The organism is candidate division KSB1 bacterium (genome assembly GCA_034506255.1).
Classification (GTDB): Bacteria; Zhuqueibacterota; Zhuqueibacteria; order Zhuqueibacterales; family Zhuqueibacteraceae; genus Coneutiohabitans; species Coneutiohabitans thermophilus.
Genome location: JAPDPX010000001.1, coordinates 533,450 through 554,320 on the forward strand (window position 1 = coordinate 533,450; position 20,871 = coordinate 554,320).

Below are 20,871 nucleotides of genomic sequence, written 5' to 3' on the forward strand. Positions count from 1 at the left end.
GCAAAAGGTAGCAAATCTCACGTGCACAAACAAGAGGCAGTTCGAACGATTTCCACAGCAGGCCAGGCCCGCCACTTGGTATCACTGCGGCCGTGTGCAACGCATTTACCGGCAGGAGACAACGCGGCCGGAAGACAAAATTATTCCCCGGGATGTTCCGGCAAGGAACAACGCCGTCGCATGGCGCCACAGCGGCCTGGCTTGCCACGCGGGAATTGCCGCCGCCTGCTGTTGCCGCTGTTGTCCCGGGAATTAAAGCCTTGATCTGAAGGCCGGGTTGTTCTATATTGAATCGTGTTTGTGATCGCACATTTTGCACGCCGCATCGTGCCAGCCGGCACATCGTTGCGGCACAGCAGGCGGAAGGCCAGGCCGCTGCAAGCCAGCCGGCGCAACCTGCTGCTCACGGTTGCTTTGATGGTGAGCGTGTCAGGCTGCAAGAATCCCTTTGTGACGCGCACGCCGGAACCGCCTGACAATGCCGGCGGCAACCACTGGCTGCCACCGTTTGCCTCGGAGGTGGTGCTGGAAAATTTGCGCAACGCCATCACCGACCAGAACGTGGAAAATTATCTGCGCTGCTTCAGTGATTCCACGCGCACCGGCCAGCGTTTTCGCTTCAAGCCCGAGACGGCTGTTGCCAATCAAAATCCCGGTTTGTTCTCCCACTGGGGTTTGGCTGCGGAGCGTGACTATTTCGTGCAGTTGCGGGCCGCGCTGCCGGCGGATTCAGCGCGCAGTCTGCTGCTGGATTCGTTGCAGACCATCAGCTACGGGGATTCCGCGCTTTTCGTACGGTCTTACGTTCTGGTGGCGCGACACAAGCGCCAGAGCATTGGTGTGCCGGGGCGGGTGGCCGGGGAGCTGCGCTTCTGGCTGATCAAGGATCAATTTGGAGAATGGTCAATCTACCGGTGGGCTGACTTCAGCACCGGTCCGGCGCCGACCTGGAGCAGCCTGAAAGCTGCATTTGTGCGTTGAGCTGTTGCGGTCGATCGGCGACGTGGTAACTCATCAACGGCAAGCAAGTTCGTGGCGAAACGCCTCAAAAGAACGGCCCGCAAGCAACAACAGCGTGTGTCTTTGCCGGCACCCCGCTGGCAGAAAATCGCGACCGCGGCCTTCCTTCTTCTGATGGCAACCCTGGTGGCGACGGACTATTACTTGCGCCACGACCGTCCCGCCATGGCGGTGGCCACCCTTCCCGCCCGACCGAAATTTCGTGAAGTGACGCCAGCGGAACGTCTGCGTCTGGCTATTGACCGCATCCTTGCCGAGGCCGGTGTGCAACTGCAATGGTTCAGCGAGCGCGAAAATCTCCTGCGAGTAAGCCTGCCGGCAGAGATATCGCCGGCGACGCTGGCACGGCAGATCGCCCAGCGGGTGCAGCAGCTCGGGGCAAGGGTTACCAGCCTGCAGGAGACCCTGCCAGCCGGTGGCGCAGAGGTGGTCTATAGCGCACCCAATATTCCGCCCTACAGAATTCTGCTCGTTCCCCAGCCGGTGACCAGCCCGCAACCCATGCGGCGCTCGGGCAAAATTGCGCTGATCATCGACGATTTCGGTTATCAAAATCAGCAGGCAGTGGCGGGTTTTATCAATCTGCCGTTTCCGATTACCTACGCGGTCATCCCGGGGCTGCCGCACTCGGAGGCGATCGCCAGATATTTGCATCGCCGCGGCAAGGCCGTGATCATTCACATGCCGATGGAGGCGCTGGAGCGCCCGGTCGAACGCAACGGTTATGAGCTGCTGGTCGACCTGCCGGAGAAGGAAATTCGCCGGCGCGTGCGCCAGGCCCTGCGTGCGGTGCCCCACGCCGAGGGCATGAACAACCACATGGGCTCGCGCGCGACAACGAACCAGAAGCTGCTCACCGCCCTGTTTGCCGAGTTGAAAAACACCGGTCTTTTCTTCATCGACAGCCGCACCAACAACGCCAGCCGCGCCTTTGCGCTCGCCGGTCAGTCCGGCATTGCCACCGCGCTCAATGACACTTTTCTCGATAATATCGAGGACGTAACGCATATCGCGCAGAAGCTCGCGCTGCTCGCCGACCTGGCGGCGCAACACGGCCATGCCATCGGCATCGGTCATCCTTATCCCGCCACGCTGCAGGTCTTGCGGGAAATGGTGCCGCAATTGCAAAAGCAGGGGCTGGAGTTCGTGCCGGTCCGCCTGCTGGTGCAGGAGCAGGCGGGACCCACTGCGAATTTGACGATGCAACAAACTTTGCGGAGGAAGTGATGGTACGTTTGGGAGTCAACATCGATCATGTGGCAACGGTGCGGGAAGCGCGCAAGGATCGCCAGCCCGATCCCGTGGCCGCGGCGATCGTGGCCGAGATGGCGGGCGCCGATGGCATCGTCTGCCATCTGCGCGAGGATCGCCGGCACATCAAGGACAAGGATCTCTATCTGTTGAAGGAGATGGTGAAGACCCATCTGAATCTGGAAATGGCGGCCACGGATCAGATGGTGAAGATTGCCCTGGAAGTGGTGCCTGACATGGTCACGCTGGTTCCCGAGCGTCGCGAAGAAATCACCACCGAAGGCGGGCTGGATGTCGTCAAGAATCAGGAATATCTCGAAGAGACGATTGCCACCCTGCAGAATCACAACATCATTGTCAGCGTGTTCATCGATCCCGACATTCAACAAGTCAAGGCGGCAGCACGGGTGCGCGCCGACTATGTGGAATTTCACACCGGCGCCTATGCCCATGCCGAAAGCCTGAATGTCATCAATGACGAATTGGAAAAACTGCGGTCGCTGGCTGCGGCGGCGGCCAAGTTGCGGCTGGGCGTGAGTGCCGGGCATGGTTTGAATTACCAAAATGTGCGGGAGGTGGCGGCCATTCCGGAGATCGAGGAGCTCAACATCGGCCATGCCATCGTCGGGCGCGCGATCATGGTGGGCATGGAGCGCGCCGTGCGCGATATGCTGGCGCTGATCAGAGGGTAGCGGCCTGCACGTGGCAATTTGTGAAACTCCGGCGATGCCAGCGAAGCCGGAAAACAAATCACATTTACACAACCCCATCATCCAACCATTCATGCCGGCCGACCTGCTTGCGATCGTAAAACGCGGCGACGTTGTAGAAAGCCAGCACTTCGGGCATTTCGCCGTCGTCGACGGCGAGGGCAACCTCGTGCTCTCCGCCGGTGATCCGCATTTCACCACCTACATCCGTTCCGCCGCCAAACCGTTTCAGGCCATCCCTCTGTTTGAAGATTCGGTGCCGGAGATTTTCGGTCTGGAGGAGGCCGAGCTGGCAGTGATCATGTCCAGCCACAACGGCGAGCCCAAGCACGTGCAGGCCGTGCAGGCGATTCTCACGAAGGTCGGGCGCACGCCTGCGGATTTGCACTGCGGTGTGCATGTCCCGCTCGGCAGTGGGGTGGCGGAGGCATTGGCCCGCGCCGGCGAAAAACCCACGGTCTTGCACAACAATTGTTCGGGCAAACACGCCGGCATGATTGCCGCCTGCGTCAATCGCGGCCTGCCGGTCGGCAATTATCTCGATTTCAATCACCCCTACCAAAAACGGCTGTGGCGAACCGTGGCCCGCCATGCCGGCTTGTTGGAAGATGCGGTGCCGGTGGGCATCGATGGCTGCAGCGCGCCCAATTTTGCCCTCCCGATGATCAGCATGGCACACATGTATGCCGGCCTGGCCGGCATGACGGATGAAATTGCCCGGCGCATTTACTCGCTTTTCGTCAAATATCCGGATTATATCGCAGGCGAGGGAAGGTTTGACACGATTCTCATGCGCGTCACCCGCGGCAAAGTCCTGGCGAAAACCGGTGCGGAGGGCATCGAGTGTCTGGCCGTGAGTGCGCCGCAGCCATTGGGGATCGCCATCAAAATTGTTGACGGTTCCAGCCGTGCCATCCCGGCAGTGGTGGTGGCCCTGTTGAAAAAGCTGCAGATTCTCTCGGATGATGAGCTGAAGCGTTTGGCACACTTTCAGCCCGAAACTTTGCGCAATCACCGCGGCCTGGCAGTGGGGATGTTGGAAGCCGCGATTGATTGATGCCTGCAAAAGTAATGCGAAGGTAAATAATTGGGCCGCGTGGGGAAATTCACCGCACCGGCGTTCTTGCTGTGAATCACCTTTGTCATTTCCGTGTCCCCCGGTGATCGGGCCTGCAAAGGCCTCAAGGGCCCGGATGGTTTTTGAATGACCAAATTTTAACGCCAACGGATGCTATCAGGCTGCGTGGGTACGGAGGGTTGCCGCGGCTGTGCTCATCTGATGCCTCAGTTACGTGTGGGGAGGTCACGCAGACCTCTTCTCTGCAGGCAGGGATACCGGCGCTATCCACACGTTCCTGAGAGGGATGATAGACTCATGAAATCTGAAATTGACTTTTAGGGGAAATTTTCTATTTTGCGCAGGAACGCAAACGGGATGCGGCGGGTAAGAGGATTGCAGCGGAAGCACGACGCAGCAGAGCAAAAGATTGGTCAAACAGACGAGTGGAGGGAGCCGCCGCATGTCACGGCAGTGCGACGGTGCCCCTGGTACATTCCCCGACACAGGAGGGAGACCCCGTGATTCATGCCGTCTTGTTCGATCACGATGGTGTGCTGATGAACAGCATGCCCTATCACGTGGCGGCCTGGCAGCAGGTGATGGCACGCCATGGCATCGACATCGATGACATGGAGATTTATCTGAAAGAGGGGGCGACGACGATGGAGGTGGCGGCGGAGTTGTTTCACCGCCATCGCAAGCCGGCGACACCGGAGCTGGTGCAACAAATCGTCGAAGAAAAACGGGATGCCTTTTTCGCGCTGGACAACTCCACCCTCAATGAAGGGGTCATGGAGGTGCTCGATTATCTGCAGCAGAACCGCTATCGCATCGGCATCGTGACCGGTTCGCTGCGCGCGCATGTCGAGGCGCTGCTGGGGCCGGAGGTGATGCGCTATTTCGACTGTGTCGTGGGTGCGGAGGATGTTGAAAACGGCAAGCCCGATCCCGAACCGTTCATCCGTGCGGCGCAAAAACTCAATCTCGCTCCGAGTGAATGCCTGGTGGTCGAGAATGCGCCGTTGGGCATCACCGCGGCACGGGCAGCGGGGATGAGTGTGATTGCCATAGCCAGCACGCTCGCACCCTACTTTCTGCGCAACGCGGACGCCATCGTTTCGGATTTCGTGGAACTGCGACGCCGGCTGCCGGCACTCATCAGTCATTTGGAAAGCCCGGCCCTGCAGCCCAAACCGCAGGCCAAGCCTGAAAAGCGGTTTTATCCGTTGACCGATTTGGATGTGGAAGAGTGACGCCCGCGCGCACGGGCGATCATGGCCTTCCGTGAAACGCGATTCATTATTCCCCACCTTCCAGGAGCCAGACCGCGAGAAATTGTTACCGCATGGCAGATTGGCCGCACTGATGGCGAAAACGCGGCCGGCGGGAAGCGCGTGCGCTTGTTTGTCGGCGCAGCAAGGGCGGCGGGGGAAACAACAGCAAGGCCCGGGCTGCAGAGCAGCCGCGATTTCTGCAGACGCGGGCACGTGCCCTGACGCGGTTCCTGCGGGCGCAACCTCGCCGTTGCCACAGGCGGTATTGGCTTTCATCCCACGTGAAACTTCCCTTGCAATATCGCGGCGGATGCTGATGCCGGTTCATACACGCATTTCACCCTGCCGTGTGCGGGCGTGCGGTTGGTGGCGCCAAATCATTCACCAGTGAGTCTTATGATCCAACGAAACTTTTTGCTGTTGCCTCTCCTTGCGGCGCTGCTGCCTGCCGGTGCCTACGGCCAGGGTGGCTATGCCGGCGCTTTTTTGCGCACCGGTGTGGCCGCGCGTTCCGAGGCCATGGGGCGGGCCTGTGTGGCCATGGTCGAGGGAAATGAGTCCGCCCACTACAATCCCGGCAGCGTTGCCTGGTTCGATCATCGCGAGTTGACGGTCTCGTATCGGACACTTGCCCTGGACCGCACGTTTGCCTATCTCAGTTTCGGCGTTCCGATCCGGCCGGCCACGAATGCCAGAGGACAACAGGCCATGAATGGCGGCATCAGTCTGGCGTGGATTCACGCCGGCGTGGATGACATCGATGCGCGGGATTTTGACGGCCAAAAGCTCGAGCCGCTCTCGGCTGCCGAAGACGCCTTCAGCCTCTCTTTCGCGCTGCAGCCGCACCCCAAACTCGGCGTTGGGTTGACCAGCCGGGTGATCTTCAACCGCCTGCCGGGCGTCAAGCAGGACGGCGGCGGCATTTCCGCCTCCACTTTTGGTTTTGATTTTGGCGCCTTGCTGCAGCCGGTGTCCGGCGTTCAACTGGGGCTGGCCGTGAGCAACGTGAATCTCAAATACACCTGGAAGACCGAAGGCGTGTATGATCGCGGCACCAGCATCGTGCAAAAGTTTCCGCGTGGCGTGCGTGCCGGTATCGCCGTCTCGCGCCTGCTGCCCTGGCTCACCCTCGCAGCCGACGTCGAAAAGCGGCAGTTCCGCGACGGCACCCTGCATCTCGGCGCGGTGGCCACGCTGCGTGAAATCGGCACCCTGCGCGCCGGCCTCAATGACGGCCAGCCCTCTTTCGGCGCCGGCTACCGTTTCGGCATCTTGGGGCGCCGGTCCGAGCTGCATTACGCTTTCGTCACCCACGCCGACCATCTCGACAGCGACCATGTCTTTGGCTGGGCCTTCATTTTCTGAAATTTTTTCGGGCTTCCCCGTTTCTTCCGGGAAGCATGCTGCAGGGCGTCTCAACAGGAAATTTCACTGTGAAGAAATTGTTGAAGAAATTGTTTGTCATCCTCACCTTGATCAGCGCGGGGCTGTGGGCCTGCAAGGACAATCCCGCGCAGCCGCCGGTGGCAGAAGCGCCGGTGATTGTGGCCGTGCAAATGCCGGCTGCGGTTTATCAAATTCCCCGGCAGCCGGCCGGCATGCACGTTCGTGTCGAAGACCCCCAGGGGGTGGCTGATCTCGCCGGCGTCACGCTGACGGTGCGCGCCGGCAACACCGTGCTCGCAACTTTGGCCATGGCCGACGACGGCCGGCGCGGCGACCTGCTCGCGGGCGACGGACAATTCCATCATCCCCTGGACTCGACGCTCTTCCAGAATCGCACCGGTCAGGTGCTGCTGGATGCCGTGGCAACCGATCGCGGCGGACACGTGAGTGAAACGTATCGCGACACGCTGCTGGTTTTGCCGGGCAGGGAGAATGCGCTGCCTGTGATCACCTCGGTCGCCATACCGGAGGTGATCTGGTCGGACTCGAGCTACATGCCGCTGCTGCTGGCAACGGTGAGCGACGACGACGGCCTGGCAACGCTCGACTCGGTACGGCTGGAGATTTATGGCCCCGCGGCGCCCACCCCCACCCGGGTGCTTGCGCTGCGCGATGATGGCAGCAGCGGTGACGGCGCGAGCCGGGATGGTGTTTTCGGGTTGCACCTTGATCCCGCGCTGTTCAAAAACTCGCGCCAGCTTTATACGATGATCCTGCGCGCCATTGATCGCGCGGGCGGTATCAGCCCGGCGGTGCTGCGCACGGTCCGCACCGAGCTGGCAGCCTGCCGCACCAATCACGCCCCGCTGCTCTCCGATCTCTCCGCGCCCACCACCATCAGCCGCAGTGCCACGCCCAACCTCTATCTGCTGAGCGTGCGTGCCGTCGATCCGGATTCGAGTTGCGACGACGGCATTGCCCGCGTCTTTTTCAATTCCTTCCGGCCGGATGGCACACCGGCCTCCGGCAACCCCTTTGCCATGCGTGATGACGGCCAGGAGGGCGATGCGCGCGCCAATGACCGGCGGTATTCGCTGCGCATTCAAATCGCGCCGCAGAACCAGACCGGCACCTACCGCTTTGAGTTTTATGCACAGGACCGCAACGGCGCCCTGAGCGAGCGCCTCACGCACATCATCAACGTTTTACCTTGAAGTGGGAACAACCAACATGCTCCGCATGATCTTTTTCGGGCTGTTCGGTACTGCCACCGCGCTCACCGCGCAAATTCCGGCCAAAGGCGGATGGCAGCTCGGCCGCGCTGCTGCGCCCCTGCCGGGCTTGCGTTCCAATTCCATCAGCGACCTGGTGATTCATCAGGGTGAGATTTGGCTGGGAACCAGCCGCGGGGTGGCGCGCTCTGCCGATGGTGGAAACACCTGGGTCACTTACACCCACGAACACGGTTTGCCGCGCGGCGGTGTTTCCGGCCTGGCGGTCTCCGACAGCATCATCTGGGTCGCCACCGCCTTCGATTCTCTCGTGCCGGAAGGCTTGCTGCCGGCCGGCGGTGGTTTGAGCTACTCCACCGATCGCGGCGCCACCTGGACATACGTGCCGCAACCAACTCCCTTCAACACCGTGATTCAAAACATCACGTATGACATCGCACTGCACCCCACGGGAGTGTGGATCGCGAGTTTCGGCGGCAGCGTCTCCACTTCCAGTGATCGCGGCAAGACCTGGCGCGCGGTGCCGCCGGATTCCTTCTTTCTCGATGTCGCCAACAACCTCAATCATCGCGCTTTCTCCGTGCTCAATGCCGACGGGGTGCTGTATGTCGGCACTGCCGGCGGCATCAACCGTTCGATTGACGGCGGCCGCACCTGGACGAACTTTTCGCATCAAAACCAGCCGCAGCCGATCTCCGGCAATTTTGTCGTTGCGCTCGCCTGGCAGAAATGGCAGGGCCGTGAATACCTGTGGGCCGCCACCGTGAATGCCGAAGATCCCGGTGAGCGCCGTGCGGTTTCCATCAGCCAGGATGGCGGCTATTCCTGGCACGTCACCCTGCTGGATGAATTCGCGCACAACTTCGCATTCAACGGCGCGACCGCATATGTGGTCACGGACAAGGGGCTGTATCGCTCCGACGATTTTGGCCGCACCTGGGCGAAATTCCCGGACATCCATGATGCCAGCGAGCAGCAGCCCTATTTGAGCGACGAATTCTTCTGTGCCGGACAGCTCGGCAATCAACTTTTTGTGGGCGGGCCGGACGGCCTGGCGGTCACCGCCGATGCGGGCAAAACCTGGAAGATTCTTCGCGGCTCGGTGCCGGCTGGCGAGGCAGGTGAGCCGCGCACCTATGCTTATCCCAATCCGTTTTCACCGTCGCGGCATAATCGCCTGAACGAGACCGGCTATGTTCGCCTGCAATACAATACCACCAGGGCCACCACCGTCACCATCAAGGTGTTCGATTTTGCCATGGACCTGGTCGCAGAAATCGTCTCCGGCAAGCCGCGCAACCGCAGTGGCAATTACTTTGAAATTTGGGATGGCAAAAACAGCCGCGGCGAAGTGGTGCACAACGGCGTTTATTTCTACCGCGTGGAACTGGCAGGTGAGGGCGTGTACTGGGGCAAGATCATGGTGCTGGATTGACACGCAGGCGATTGATCCGTTATAATGCAGTGCTTGGCAAAAAGCAAAAACTGTCGTGCGAAAGCGCGACGGTGGAAAGGGTCGCAAAGGAGAGCCCGTTTGTGTGTTCTTTGTGTCTCTTTTCGTGCGTTTTTGCTTTTTACAGCCCGGCAGACGGACAAGCGATAACACAATTTTGAAAGTGAAACCGATCATATGTCAGGCAGGAGTTTTTGGCATGGCCTTTTGCTGCTCGTTTGCCTGCCGCGTTTCGTACTGGCGCAGGAGGCGGGCAAATCCGGGCTGGCTTTTTTGAAAATCGGTGTGGGCGGCCGGGCCGCAGCATTGGGTGAGGCTTATGTTGCGCTGGCACAGGATGCCACCGCCATCTATTGGAATCCCGCGGGTCTGGCTCAGGCGCAGGGCACGCAACTTGCCTTCTGCCATTTGGAATGGTTGCAGAGCATCAATCATGATTTTTATGCCGTCAGCTTTGCAGGCTTTGACGGCGTGCTCGGCCTGGGTTTGACGATGCAAAGCGTTCCCGGGATCGAAATGCGTGACCGGCCGACCGCGGAGCCGATCGGCACCTTTGATGGCCGCGATCTGGCGTTGGCGCTGGCTTATGGCCGAAAGCATGGCGCTGCGCTGTCCTGGGGCCTCGCTGCCAAGTACCTTTACGAAAAGATCTATCTCCATTCTGCCAGTGGCTTTGCGGTTGACTTCGGTGCGGCATGGCAGAAGCCCGGCTCACCAGTGCGCGTGGCGGCCAGCGTACAAAACCTGGGCAGCATGGGTGCGCCGGCGCGGGAAAACATTGCATTGCCGGCCCTGCTGCGTGCCGGTGCCGCCTGGCAACTTCCCTCTGCCAGTGGCACCCCGGCCTTTGCGCTCACGTTTGAAAACGTGATGCTGTTCAAGGGCGGCCATGCGGTCAACGCGGGTATGGAATACTGGCCGCTGCCCGGCCTGGCCGCGCGGGCCGGTTATCAACTGGGCCGGGAAAACCGCGGCCTGGCTGCCGGCTTCGGCGCGACCCGCGGCCGCTTCACACTGGATTATGGCTATTTGCCGTTCGATCAGGGACTGGGTGCGACGCATCGCTTTGCCCTGCTGGCACGACTTTGAGGGCAGGCAACTTTTTTCAGGCCGCCAGCGTCTCAGCCAGTGCTTTCAATTTTGTCATTCCGTCTGCGGCGAAGCGGGGCGCCGCTATAGTTTTTAGACATCAAGCAATGACCCTTGCGGCCGTTCGTCCGTGAGCAACCTTGGCGCGGTTTTGGTGCAACTCTCCCGTCGTACTCCCGCCACAACTCGAGGTGCGCGATGAAGTCTTTCGGCAATCACAAAGTTTGGATGGCAACCTTCGCGGTGGTAACCGTTTCCACCCTTGCCCTGTTCGAGCCTTTCAGTCTCCTGCCGTGGGAGCGGCCGCAGCGCAACAGCAATCTCTATCAGGAGATGATGCGCTTCAGTGAAGCGCTCAGCGCGGTCAACAAGTATTATGTCGAGGAAGTCAAAGCCCAAACTTTGGTGGACGGCGCCATCTCCGGCATGCTCAGCAAGCTGGATCCGCATTCCGTTTTCATTCCGAAAGACCAGCTCGAGGAAGTGACCGAGAAATTCGAGGGGCATTTCTTCGGGATTGGCATCGAATTTCTCATCGTCAAAAAATGGCCGACGGTGATTGCACCGATCGCCGGCTCGCCCTCCGAGCGCCTCGGACTGCGTGCCGGCGACCAGATCGTGCAGATCGAAGGCAAGTCGACCTACAACCTCGAGCAGGAGGAAGTCATCCGGCAGCTCCGCGGCCCGCGCGGCTCGCAGGTGCGCATCACCATTCAACGCCCCGGCTTCGATTCGACTTTTGAAGTGACCATCACGCGCGACCGGATTTCGATCTACAGCGTCGAGCCGGTTTTCATGATCGACGATCGCACCGGCTATATCGGCGTGAAGCGTTTCTCCAAAACCACGGCGGAGGAGCTGGAAAACGCGCTCACCAAGCTGGAGGCGCAGGGCATGCGCCAGCTTATCCTCGATTTGCGCAGCAATGCCGGCGGCTATCTCGACCAGGCGGTGGAAGTGGCCGATAAATTCATCGAGCGCGGCCGCAAAATTGTCTACACCCGCGGCCGCATTCCCCAGGCTGACGATGACTACTTTGCCACCGATGATGATCATCATCCGCAATTCCCCATGATCATTCTCATCGATCACGGCTCGGCCAGCGCGTCGGAAATTGTGGCGGGCGCGGCACAGGATTGGGATCGCGCCCTGATTGTTGGGGAAACCAGCTTCGGCAAGGGTCTGGTGCAGACGCAAATCGGCTTGAAGGACGGCTCCGCCATTCGCGTGACCACCGCCAAATACTATACCCCCAGCGGCCGGTTGATTCAGCGGCCCTATGAGAACGGCAATTTCACCGAGTACGTCAACGAGGCCTATGATGATGTCGACCCCAACGCCACCCCGGACAGCACGCAACACCGGCCGATGTACAAGACCAGCGCCGGCCGCGGAGTTTTTGGTGGCGGCGGCATCACCCCCGACGTGCGCCTCAAGTGGCTGCTGCCTTCGCGGTTCACCTATGATCTGATCATTGCCAACGTGTTTCTGGAATACGCCAGCGAGTTTGCCAGCAAGAACCGCCACCTGGCAAATGATTTCGAGAGTTTTAAACAGACGTGGATGCCTTATGAGCGCATGCTGGCGGAGTTGCGCCGGTTGAGCGACAGCAAAGGCATCAAATTCGACCAGGCAAGCTGGAACGCCGACCAGGGCATGATCAGGATGCTTTTGAAAAAGGAAATCGCCCTGCACCTGTGGGATCGCGAGCATGCCGCGCAGGTGGAAATTCACGAGGACCCGCAATTTCAACAGGTGTTGCGCCTGTTCCCGCAGGCGGAAAAACTGGCCGCCATGGGGGAGGGCAGCCAGCGCCCGCGCAAAAATTAAAAATTAAAATGGCATCGTGTTCCCCCGGGATTGAAAAAGGCGCCGGCACCGGCGCCTTTTTTATTGGCCCAAAATGGGCTTGACATTCAAAGCAAACTTCTTGAGATTTTCGCCGCTTCGTCAATTCGAATCAGATTTCATCCCAACCTGGCTTGCAGGAGAATGCCGCGTGGAAGGGTACTCTGTCTTGAAGTTGTATCAGGACGGCGGTGGCTTCATGCATCCGATCTTGATTTTGTTCGTCATTGGTCTGGCGATCAGCGTGGAGCGCTTTTGGACCCTGTCGCGTTCAAACGTCGATCCCCGAAAATTCCTGCCGCGCATCAGGGCCGCCTTGCAGAGCGGCGGCATCGCCGAGGCGCTGGCGGTGTGCGGCCGGACGCGCGGGCCGGTGGCCGCCATTTTCCATGCCGCGTTGCAGCGAGCCGACCGCGGGCTGGACCAGGTGGAGAAAGCCATCATTAATGCCGGCGCGGTCGAAATGGCGTTTCTGGAAAAAAATCTGGTCTGGCTGACCACGGTGATCTCGCTGGCGCCGCTGCTGGGTTTTCTCGGCACGGTGTGGGGAATGATTCTTGCCTTCAAAGCCATCGAGATGGCAAATGACATCAGCCCCGCGATCGTGGCCGGCGGCATTTCGGTGGCCTTGATCACCACGCTTTTCGGCCTGATCGTCGCGATCATCATTCAAACCTGCCACAACTACTTTGTCAGTCGCATCGACAAGCTGGTGATCGACATGGAAAAAAGCGCCTTCGAGCTGGTGGAAGCGCTGGTCGAACAGCAGGGCCGCCCGCTATGATCCGCCGACCCGCACGCCGGATGCCCGAGATCCCCACCGCCTCGCTGGCGGACGTGGCTTTTCTCATCCTCATTTTCTTTCTCGCCACCACCCACATCGATGTGGAAAAGGGCATTCGCCTGACACTGCCGGCCAAAGGCGCAGCCACCGTGGTGGCACGTCCGGACCTCATCATGCTTCTGATCAATGCCCAGGGGGAAGTGCTGCTTGATGAGCAGGAGGTGGCGCTGGCGGCAATCAAGGAGGTGCTGCAGCCCCGGCTGGCGGCCAATCCCAATCTCATCGTTTCCGTAAAGGCACATCCACAGGCGGAGTACCGTGTCTATCTCGCGGTGATCGATCAAATCAAACAGGCGGGGGGCAGGCGCATTTCCATCGCGGAGCCGGACTGATGGCGTTGCGATTCCAGCGAAAAAACCGGGCTGTCGGCGGCATTCCCACGGCCTCGTTGCCGGACATCGTGTTCCTGCTGCTGATTTTTTTCATGGTCTCGACCGTCTTCAAGCAGTACGCAGGCCTGCCGGTGACCCTGCCGCAGGCGCGCCTGATCGAGAAACTGCCGGGCAAGCGCGATGTGGCCCATCTCTGGATCGACCGCAACGGCCGCCTCATGCTGGATGACAAGATCGTGAGTGTGGCGGATCTGCAAAAGATCATGACTGCCCGGCGCAGCGATCCCCTGCATCCGCTGAAGGCGGTGGCCCTGCACATTGATGAAACCGTGAAGATGGATCAAGTTTATGCGGTGCAGCAGCAACTGCGCGAGGCGGAGGCATTGAATGTGCTCTATGCCGCACGGTCTTTCCGTCCATGAGATGGCTTTCGGCAGGGCGCAGAGGTGGCGTGATAAAGAACGCCCCCAGCGACAGGCAGGGCGGGTGTGGCAGCAGTGGCAAGCTGTCGCATGCGTGGCAAAAGAGGAGAGGGCCGGAGAAGCCTGACAAGCTCGAACCCCAAAGTGCCCGTCCGAAAGCACTGACTTGTCAACGGCTGTCTCCGAGATGGCTTGGCTGTCGCTTCAAATACCCCGGATCTTCCCGTGGCTGGCTGTTGGAGACACCCCCCAAGCTCAACCGGGTGGGAATGTTTTGGGACAGACGCCAAAAAGAAGCGGTCTCTGTGACTGAAGGTGTTTGAAACTCATCCCCCGCCCTTTCGACTGGGAAGAGAGAGGGGAGGCAAGCTGGATTTGCCGGCAAAACGATCGTGACCGCGAAGATTTTTGGAACTTCGATTTTCGCTGACGAGCGCCGATACAAAAAATCAGCGGTAATCGTCGTCCATCTGTGCCCCCCAATGGGGGTGCGGCTTAGAGGCCGCCTCGCATTATTACCCTGGAAAAGCCGTCACGATCGCGGGCATTTTTGTGACACATTCTTCCAGCTTGCCTCTGCTGGCAGTCAGCGTTATGAGTTGCCGGTGGTGGTGAGAATCCTTTTGGCTTCGGGATAGGCAAGAGCGCGATCGAGGTTGTTGGTGGTGTTCTTCACGATGTCGCGGCACAGTTCGAGGGCGCGGCTTTTGTTGCCCAGTTGCAGATGGGCCCTGGCCAGCAGCAGCTTTTGAAAGGGATCCTCTTGATCCGATTGTTCCAGATGCTCGACTGCGCGTTTGCTGTCCCCACTTTCCAGCGCAAGGTAGCCTGCGAGATAATGATAGGCTTTCCAGAATTCTTCTCCCCGCGGGCCACCGGTTTGGATCATCATTTTGATTTGATCGGCGTATTGCCAGGCCTCGGCGTGGCGGCCCATTTTTGCCAGGGTTCTGGCCTTGCCGTGAAACAGGCGGCCAAACCAGATCTTCTTTTCGATGCTGTCGAGTGCACTGCCGGGCACGGAGCGATAGCCGGTTTCATAACACTGCAGCGCTTCCTCAAGCCGGCCGAATTCCAAATTGACGCGCCCCATGTAGTTCCAAATCCAGACGTCCGGGAAATTTTCCGCTGAGCCGTTGCGGCGGTAGCGGCGATGGAACTCCTGAATGGTTTCCAGGGCTTGTTCCGGTTTGCGTTCATAAAGGCTGGTGAGGGCCAGGCCGGAAAACGGCGCAAAGGGCGAGGCATCGGCGGCGAGTTTGCTGATGGCAAGTTGGTAACACTCACGCGCCCGGGCATATTGCTCCTGCAGCAAGTGGCAGTCGCCGAGCAGGGTGTAGGCCCGCGGCGAGTTGTCATCGATTTTAAGGGCGGCGTCATAGTATTTCACGGCCTCGGAATAGCGGGCCAGTTGTTGATGCAGTTGCCCGAGCACCATGCAGATCCGGCGTTCGCCGGGATAATCCCGGTGCAGCTTGGTGAACAGAACGATGGCTTTTTCGCGGTTGTTGCCGAGTGCATGCGAGGTGGCCTCGATATAGAGCCGCTCACCGCGGGAGGCTTTTGCCGCCAGTTGGCGCGCCTTGTCCAGCACAGGCTGGCGATCTTTTGCCGGCGTCAGACTGGCAAGCAGCAGTTGTCCCATGGCAAAAGTGGAATCGGCCTGCACGCTCTGACGTGCCAGCGCTTGCAGTTTTGGCGAGGGTTGAAAGGACTCGATGCCCTGTACCGCTTCATGATAGTATTTTTGGGCGTCCGATGATTGAGTGCTCAGGGGAAGCTTTTTCTGACCGTAACTGGTGGTCAGCAGTAAACCGGTCAGCAGGAGGGAGCTGAAAACTCGGTAAGAGGGGGGAATTTTCATGGCCGGGGCTCCGGGGAAAATGGTTCGGGTTTTAAATGTTTAAACGAAAAGACGTCATCCGCGGGAATTCGTTCAACCGCGGGCGGTCCCGGCAGATGCGGCAACCTTTCGGTCCGACTGCCGTAACAAGGGCACCCCAAATGGCAACCGGTTAAATTTAAAGGAGAAAGTGGCAGTGCCATGATTGCCTCTGCGATGACAACCACGGCTTTCACTCTGGACGGCTATCGTGTGGTCAGGAATCTCGGTGTGGTGCGCGGCATCACCGTGCGCTCACGCTCCATATTCGGCACCATTGGCGCGTCGCTGCAAACGCTGATGGGCGGCAACATCTCCTTGTTCACCGAGCTTTGTGAGAAGACGCGCGCCGAAGCCTTCGAGATGATGCTCCGGCATGCCGAGGAGATCGGCGCCAATGCCGTCCTTGGAATTCGCTATGACGCCAATGAAGTCATGCAGGGCGTCACCGAAGTCCTGTGCTACGGAACCGCGGTGGTCGTGCGACCGGAGTAGTGCTGCCGGTGAAGCGACGCTGCCAGGGAGGTCACGATGAAAAGAACGATACTGCTCGCAGCATGCGCTGCATGGACCAGCGCCGCCAGCCAGGCACAGGAAGTGACGCTGGCTGAAATCCGCAAGGTGCGGCTCCACGAAATCAAGTCCGCCGGCTTCGTGCTTGACCAGGATCAAACGGTGCAAATCGAGGCAGTGGGCGCGCTCGGCCGTGACCGCGGCCGGGATTTACCCGTCACCGCAGCCTGGATTTTAGACGCACAGACCCGCCAAGTCGTCTGGCAGGGGCGGCACGCCGAACACAAGCGCCGCAACCGCCGCTTGCTCGCGTTGGAAGACCAGGTCAACCTGCCCGCTGGGCAGTATGAGCTTTATGTCTCCTCCTTCTATGACACCTTCCACCGTCCCGACGAATTGCAGGATTTGGGTGACGCCATCAGTCATTTGTTCGACAAGCTCTTCATGTGGGACCGCCGCCATGACGAGTACACCGAAGAAGTGTACGAACAGACCAGGGTGACCATCAAGGGCAGAGGCCGGTCCGTGCCCGAAGAAGCCCTGGTCGACTGGCACCGCCGCTTGCAGGCTGATGCCATCCTTGCCATAAACAATCTGCCTGATGGTGCCTATGAACGCCGCGGTTTCACTTTAGAACGGCCGATGGAAGTTCGCATCTACGCTCTGGGGGAATTGCGTTACGAAGACAGCTTTGATTATGGCTGGATTATCAATCAGGAAACCCGCCAAAAAGTCTGGCAATTCTCCCACCGTGATTCCGAGCATGGCGGCGGCGACATGAAAAATCGCCTGGTGAACACCACCCTCACACTGCCGGGCGGCTCCTACCTCGCCTACTATGTCACAGATGACTCCCACTCCAGTCGCTGTTGGAACGCTGCCCCGCCTTACGATCCCGCCTTCTGGGGTATGATGATCAGTCCTGTCGACCCCCGGATGAAGGCGTTTGCCCGGACGTTCGAATATGAAGAGCCCGGCGAAACCAATGTGATTGTTCGTCTCACCCGCGCCGGCGATGATGATTATCTCTCCAAAGGTTTCACCTTGAAGAAGCCACTGTCGCTGCGCATTTATGCTCTGGGCGAAGGCCGCGACGGTGAAATGTTTGACTACGGCTGGATTACCGAGGCCGGGACTGGTCGGACAGTGTGGCAAATGGATTTCCACAAAACGGATCATGCCGGCGGCAACAGCAAAAACCGCATGAGTGACGAGGTCCAGCGCTTTGCAGCAGGCAGCTATATTGCCCACTACGTAACCGACGGCACACACTCCTATCGCGAATGGAACGCGAGCCCACCGTTTGATCCCGAACACTGGGGTCTCACGCTGAGCGCCGTCGACGAGGATTTCAATCCCCGAATGGTGACGGAATACCTCGCAGACCGGGAAGCTGCCGTCCTGGCCCAGCTCATCCGCGTGCGCCAGGATGAAAAACGCTGCACCCGCTTCAGGCTGGACAAATCCGGAATGGTCCGCCTCTACGCCCTTGGGGAGGGCCGTAACGGTGAGATGTTCGACTTTGGCTGGATCACGGAAGTTACCAGCCGCCGCACTGTTTGGGAGATGACCTACCGCATGACGGTTCACGCCGGCGGCAGTGCGAAAAACCGTCTCTTCAATGACTCCATTTGGTTGAAAGCCGGCGAATATGACCTCTGCTTCACCACCGATGATTCCCATTCCTTCGGTGATTGGAATGCTCCTCCCCCGCCTGATGCGGTGCATTATGGCATCACGGTGTACCGCGTGACAGAGTAAATTCATTGGTGAAATGCCGCCCGCAGATCCTGCCGCGCACCCTCTTGCAGGCGGGAGGCGGCTGCGATTCGGAATCTCTCAGGACCGCAACAGGTGACGACCCCCGCCATTGATCGTGATTATTTGATTCAGACGCTGCAGGATCTCATCGGCATCAATTCGATCAATCCGGATCTGGTGCCGGGCGGCGCTGGTGAAGCGGAAATCGCCGGCTACGTGGAACAGGCATGCCGCGCTCTGGGTCTGCATACCACCATGCTTGCCGCGCACCCTCACCGCCCGAGCGTGGTGGCCCGTCTTCCGGGCACAGGCACCGGTAAATCCCTGTTGCTCAATGCCCATCTCGACACCGTCGGAATCGCAGGCATGTCAGCGCCGTTCTCCGCTGTGTTTCGCGCCGGCCGCGTTTACGGTCGCGGCGCTTATGACATGAAAGGCAGTTTGGCGGCCTGTTTGACTGCCATGAAAGCACTGGTGGAAGCCAACGTGGTGCCCGCCGGTGAAGTGATGCTCACTGCGGTTGCCGATGAGGAGTATGCCAGCCGGGGCACGGCCGAAGTATTGCAACAGTTCCGTGCTGACGGCGCCATTGTGACCGAGCCGACGGAGTTGCAGCTTTGCCTGGCGCACAAGGGCTTCGTCTGGCTGGAGGTGGAAACCATCGGCCGCGCTGCACATGGCAGCCGCTTCCAAGACGGCATCGATGCGAACATGAACATGGGAAGATTCCTGGCCGAATTGGGAATGCTGGAAGCCGAACTGCGTCAGCAACGGGGACATCCACTTACTGGTCCGCCCTCGCTGCATGCTGCGCGGCTACAGGGAGGAACGGCCTGGAGCACTTATGCCGCCAACTGCCGGCTGCAGATCGAACGCCGGACGATACCCGGTGAAACCACAACCCGGGTCATGACAGAGATCGAAGCGATCCTGGCCCGCCTGTCACAGCAGCATGCCAGCTTTCAGGCACGGCTTGGCGCCGTGTTGTCCCGCGATCCTTTTGAAGTGTCGCCGCGGTCGGAACTGGTTGTGATTCTCACGGAGGCTGCCACACGGGTGATGGGAAAGCCCCCGGCAATGATCGGCATGCCTTTTTGGATGGATTCCGCACTGCTGGCTGCCGCCGGAATCGAGACCGTCGTCATCGGCCCGACAGGCGCGGGTGCCCATGCGGAAGTGGAATGGGTGGAGTTGCAGTCGTTGATGGACCTGGCGCAAATTCTGGTGCATGCCGCGATGGCCTATTGCCGTTGATTCCCGCTGCCGGCACTTCATTCTCCAGTCGTCCGGTCTGCTGCACACCCACCGTCCCATTTTCATACTGCACCAGGTTGCGTCCAGGCTTTGTGACAGCCTGCAATTGCCACAATCCTCTTGCTTTTCCAGCACAAATGCTTTATGCTATGCCCTACTTTCACCGGCAGAACCGGCTGCTTGCGACAGGGGAATTGCCCCGGAAACAAGCCTGCGCGGAGGCAGATGGTTTCAGATTGGCCTTTTCTGAGAATTGTCCTGAATGCGGCAGGGGACAGGCATGCTGCCCCGCTGCCTGCGCCACTTTGATTGTGACAAGGAATGGTCCAAGGGGATGCGAGGTAATTGCCATGCCGCGCGTTGCATTCATCAGAATGAAAACGAGCTTTTGCAGTCGTGCCTTTAGGCACCAACCCTGAAGGCTCTATTGCAAAAGTATTTTCGTGACAATCCAACATCTCAAACGTAGGGCAACTTATGGCAAAAGTTCTCAAGATTGCAGGGATGGTGCTGATTGCATTTCTTGTGGGGGCGCAATTCGTGCGGCCGGCCAGGACCACGCCGACGGTGGATCAAAGCCGGACGCTGGCGGCGCAAATGGCCGTGCCGGCGAAGGTGCAGAATATTTTCGACCGCGCCTGCAGGGACTGCCATTCTCATCAAACCACATGGCCCTGGTACAGCAATGTCGCCCCGGCCTCCTGGCTGGTGATCAATCATGTCAACGAGGGCCGCCGCCATCTGAATTTTTCCGATTGGGCAAAATACACACCGAAGCAGGCGCGGCACAAACTGGAGGAAATCTGTGAAGTCATTTCCAGCGGTGAGATGCCGCTGAAGTCCTATCTGCTGCTGCATCCCGATGCGAAACTGACTCCGGCCGAGGTCGAAACCCTCTGCGCATGGACCAAGAGCGCGCACCAGCGCCTGGAGCAGGAATCGCCTGATGAGCAATAGGCCGGGCATCTTTCCCGGTTGCGAGGGCATGAGATGAACGTCTTTCAAGCAGCCCTGCGTCTGCACGCCAAAGGCTCCGATGCGCGCCTGGCCGGCATTTTTGCGGCCGTGGCCGCCGCTGCCGTCTTCCTCACGTTGCTGTATGTTCATTTCATTGGCCGGCATTTTCAGGACCGGTGGCTGCTCACCTATCTCATGCCTCTGGTGCTGCTGGCGGGCGGCCTGGTGTTCGTGTTGCTCGCGCGTTCGGCCAAAGACGGCTATGCCGGGCTGGCGTATGCCCTGATGGCGATCTTCCTTTTGTTCGGCACTCTCGTCAGCTTTCTCACCACCCTTTTGATGATGCTCTGGGTCTACTGACATTTGTCGTTTTGCAGCGGTTGTTTCGCCAGCGGATGGCAACCAACGAAGGTTCGACAACAACTCCTTTCCCAAACCCAACATCTGCACGCCGCCGGGATGAAGCGGTGTGTGTTTCATTTGCGCCGTCGAGATTCTGGAGGGACAAGCCGCGGCCTGTTTCATGCTACGCGGCCGTTTGTTGTCTGTTCGAAAGCGTTGCACCCCGGTTGCAACAAAATTT

Annotated in this window: 19 protein-coding genes; 18 read left to right on the forward strand and 1 reads right to left on the reverse strand. The window is 59.5% G+C overall.

From position 1 onward, the window contains the following. The first annotated feature begins 300 nt into the window (after positions 1 to 300). The 13 genes from ONB52_02240 to ONB52_02300 all read left to right on the forward strand — a co-directional run bounded on the left by ONB52_02240 (position 301) and on the right by ONB52_02300 (position 13,921). On the forward strand, positions 301 to 981 hold the full coding sequence (locus ONB52_02240; GenBank protein ID MDZ7414960.1) for a hypothetical protein: 681 nt from the start codon (positions 301 to 303) through the stop codon (positions 979 to 981). A gap of 51 nt (positions 982 to 1,032) precedes the next feature. Beyond that, on the forward strand, positions 1,033 to 2,247 hold the full coding sequence (locus tag ONB52_02245; protein ID MDZ7414961.1) for a divergent polysaccharide deacetylase family protein: 1,215 nt from the start codon (positions 1,033 to 1,035) through the stop codon (positions 2,245 to 2,247). Further along, the gene (locus ONB52_02250; GenBank protein MDZ7414962.1) at positions 2,247 to 2,963 is read left to right on the forward strand and encodes a pyridoxine 5'-phosphate synthase; all 717 of its coding nucleotides are present in this window, start codon (positions 2,247 to 2,249) and stop codon (positions 2,961 to 2,963) included. The genes ONB52_02245 and ONB52_02250 overlap by 1 nt, the downstream gene beginning before the upstream one ends. 34 nt (positions 2,964 to 2,997) lie before the next feature. Continuing rightward, positions 2,998 to 4,038 (forward strand): asparaginase, encoded by a 1,041-nt coding sequence (locus ONB52_02255; GenBank protein ID MDZ7414963.1) that lies wholly within the window; start codon positions 2,998 to 3,000, stop codon positions 4,036 to 4,038. Positions 4,039 to 4,559: 521 nt separating this feature from the next. Beyond that, complete coding sequence (locus ONB52_02260) at positions 4,560 to 5,294, forward strand: HAD family phosphatase (protein MDZ7414964.1); 735 nt, start codon at positions 4,560 to 4,562, stop codon at positions 5,292 to 5,294. A 417-nt stretch (positions 5,295 to 5,711) separates the two neighbouring features. Further along, positions 5,712 to 6,680, forward strand: a complete 969-nt coding sequence (locus tag ONB52_02265; GenBank protein ID MDZ7414965.1) for a hypothetical protein — start codon at positions 5,712 to 5,714, stop codon at positions 6,678 to 6,680. 68 nt (positions 6,681 to 6,748) lie between these two features. Beyond that, on the forward strand, positions 6,749 to 7,915 hold the full coding sequence (locus ONB52_02270) for a hypothetical protein (protein ID MDZ7414966.1): 1,167 nt from the start codon (positions 6,749 to 6,751) through the stop codon (positions 7,913 to 7,915). A gap of 16 nt (positions 7,916 to 7,931) precedes the next feature. Continuing rightward, positions 7,932 to 9,368, forward strand: coding sequence for a hypothetical protein (locus ONB52_02275; protein ID MDZ7414967.1), 1,437 nt, complete (start codon positions 7,932 to 7,934; stop codon positions 9,366 to 9,368). Positions 9,369 to 9,593: 225 nt separating this feature from the next. Beyond that, complete coding sequence (locus ONB52_02280; GenBank protein ID MDZ7414968.1) at positions 9,594 to 10,475, forward strand: PorV/PorQ family protein; 882 nt, start codon at positions 9,594 to 9,596, stop codon at positions 10,473 to 10,475. A 198-nt stretch (positions 10,476 to 10,673) separates the two neighbouring features. Then, positions 10,674 to 12,305, forward strand: a complete 1,632-nt coding sequence (locus ONB52_02285) for a S41 family peptidase (GenBank protein MDZ7414969.1) — start codon at positions 10,674 to 10,676, stop codon at positions 12,303 to 12,305. Between the two features lie 169 nt (positions 12,306 to 12,474). Continuing rightward, a complete protein-coding gene (locus ONB52_02290; GenBank protein ID MDZ7414970.1) occupies positions 12,475 to 13,107 on the forward strand; it encodes a MotA/TolQ/ExbB proton channel family protein in 633 nt (210 codons plus the stop codon). Beyond that, complete coding sequence (locus ONB52_02295; protein MDZ7414971.1) at positions 13,104 to 13,499, forward strand: biopolymer transporter ExbD; 396 nt, start codon at positions 13,104 to 13,106, stop codon at positions 13,497 to 13,499. The genes ONB52_02290 and ONB52_02295 overlap by 4 nt, the downstream gene beginning before the upstream one ends. Beyond that, positions 13,499 to 13,921: a biopolymer transporter ExbD gene (locus ONB52_02300; protein ID MDZ7414972.1), complete on the forward strand. Its 423-nt coding sequence runs from the start codon at positions 13,499 to 13,501 to the stop codon at positions 13,919 to 13,921. The genes ONB52_02295 and ONB52_02300 overlap by 1 nt, the downstream gene beginning before the upstream one ends. Positions 13,922 to 14,513: 592 nt before the next feature. On the opposite strand, the gene ONB52_02305 is transcribed toward ONB52_02300, so the two are convergent. Continuing rightward, positions 14,514 to 15,785, reverse strand: coding sequence for a tetratricopeptide repeat protein (locus ONB52_02305; protein MDZ7414973.1), 1,272 nt, complete (start codon positions 15,783 to 15,785; stop codon positions 14,514 to 14,516). Positions 15,786 to 15,965: 180 nt separating this feature from the next. On the opposite strand from ONB52_02305, the gene ONB52_02310 reads away from it, so the two are divergent. From ONB52_02310 to ONB52_02330, 5 genes are all read left to right on the forward strand, one after another. Further along, positions 15,966 to 16,298 (forward strand): YbjQ family protein, encoded by a 333-nt coding sequence (locus tag ONB52_02310; GenBank protein MDZ7414974.1) that lies wholly within the window; start codon positions 15,966 to 15,968, stop codon positions 16,296 to 16,298. 36 nt (positions 16,299 to 16,334) lie between these two features. Then, on the forward strand, positions 16,335 to 18,077 hold the full coding sequence (locus ONB52_02315; GenBank protein ID MDZ7414975.1) for a hypothetical protein: 1,743 nt from the start codon (positions 16,335 to 16,337) through the stop codon (positions 18,075 to 18,077). A gap of 93 nt (positions 18,078 to 18,170) precedes the next feature. Next, positions 18,171 to 19,331, forward strand: a complete 1,161-nt coding sequence (locus ONB52_02320) for an ArgE/DapE family deacylase (protein MDZ7414976.1) — start codon at positions 18,171 to 18,173, stop codon at positions 19,329 to 19,331. Between the two features lie 477 nt (positions 19,332 to 19,808). Continuing rightward, on the forward strand, positions 19,809 to 20,288 hold the full coding sequence (locus ONB52_02325) for a heme-binding domain-containing protein (GenBank protein MDZ7414977.1): 480 nt from the start codon (positions 19,809 to 19,811) through the stop codon (positions 20,286 to 20,288). Positions 20,289 to 20,321: 33 nt separating this feature from the next. After that, positions 20,322 to 20,648: a hypothetical protein gene (locus tag ONB52_02330; GenBank protein MDZ7414978.1), complete on the forward strand. Its 327-nt coding sequence runs from the start codon at positions 20,322 to 20,324 to the stop codon at positions 20,646 to 20,648. Positions 20,649 to 20,871: the final 223 nt, after the last annotated feature.

Coding starts and splice junctions, on each gene's coding strand:
- ONB52_02250 (MDZ7414962.1), top strand. CDS start 2,247: ATGGTACGTTTGGGAGTCAACATCGATCATGTGGCAACGGTGCGGGAA.
- ONB52_02255 (MDZ7414963.1), top strand. CDS start 2,998: ATGCCAGCGAAGCCGGAAAACAAATCACATTTACACAACCCCATCATC.
- ONB52_02265 (MDZ7414965.1), top strand. CDS start 5,712: ATGATCCAACGAAACTTTTTGCTGTTGCCTCTCCTTGCGGCGCTGCTG.
- ONB52_02275 (MDZ7414967.1), top strand. CDS start 7,932: ATGCTCCGCATGATCTTTTTCGGGCTGTTCGGTACTGCCACCGCGCTC.
- ONB52_02285 (MDZ7414969.1), top strand. CDS start 10,674: ATGAAGTCTTTCGGCAATCACAAAGTTTGGATGGCAACCTTCGCGGTG.
- ONB52_02295 (MDZ7414971.1), top strand. CDS start 13,104: ATGATCCGCCGACCCGCACGCCGGATGCCCGAGATCCCCACCGCCTCG.
- ONB52_02300 (MDZ7414972.1), top strand. CDS start 13,499: ATGGCGTTGCGATTCCAGCGAAAAAACCGGGCTGTCGGCGGCATTCCC.
- ONB52_02305 (MDZ7414973.1), bottom strand. CDS start 15,785: ATGAAAATTCCCCCCTCTTACCGAGTTTTCAGCTCCCTCCTGCTGACC.
- ONB52_02310 (MDZ7414974.1), top strand. CDS start 15,966: ATGATTGCCTCTGCGATGACAACCACGGCTTTCACTCTGGACGGCTAT.
- ONB52_02315 (MDZ7414975.1), top strand. CDS start 16,335: ATGAAAAGAACGATACTGCTCGCAGCATGCGCTGCATGGACCAGCGCC.
- ONB52_02325 (MDZ7414977.1), top strand. CDS start 19,809: ATGGCAAAAGTTCTCAAGATTGCAGGGATGGTGCTGATTGCATTTCTT.
- ONB52_02330 (MDZ7414978.1), top strand. CDS start 20,322: ATGAACGTCTTTCAAGCAGCCCTGCGTCTGCACGCCAAAGGCTCCGAT.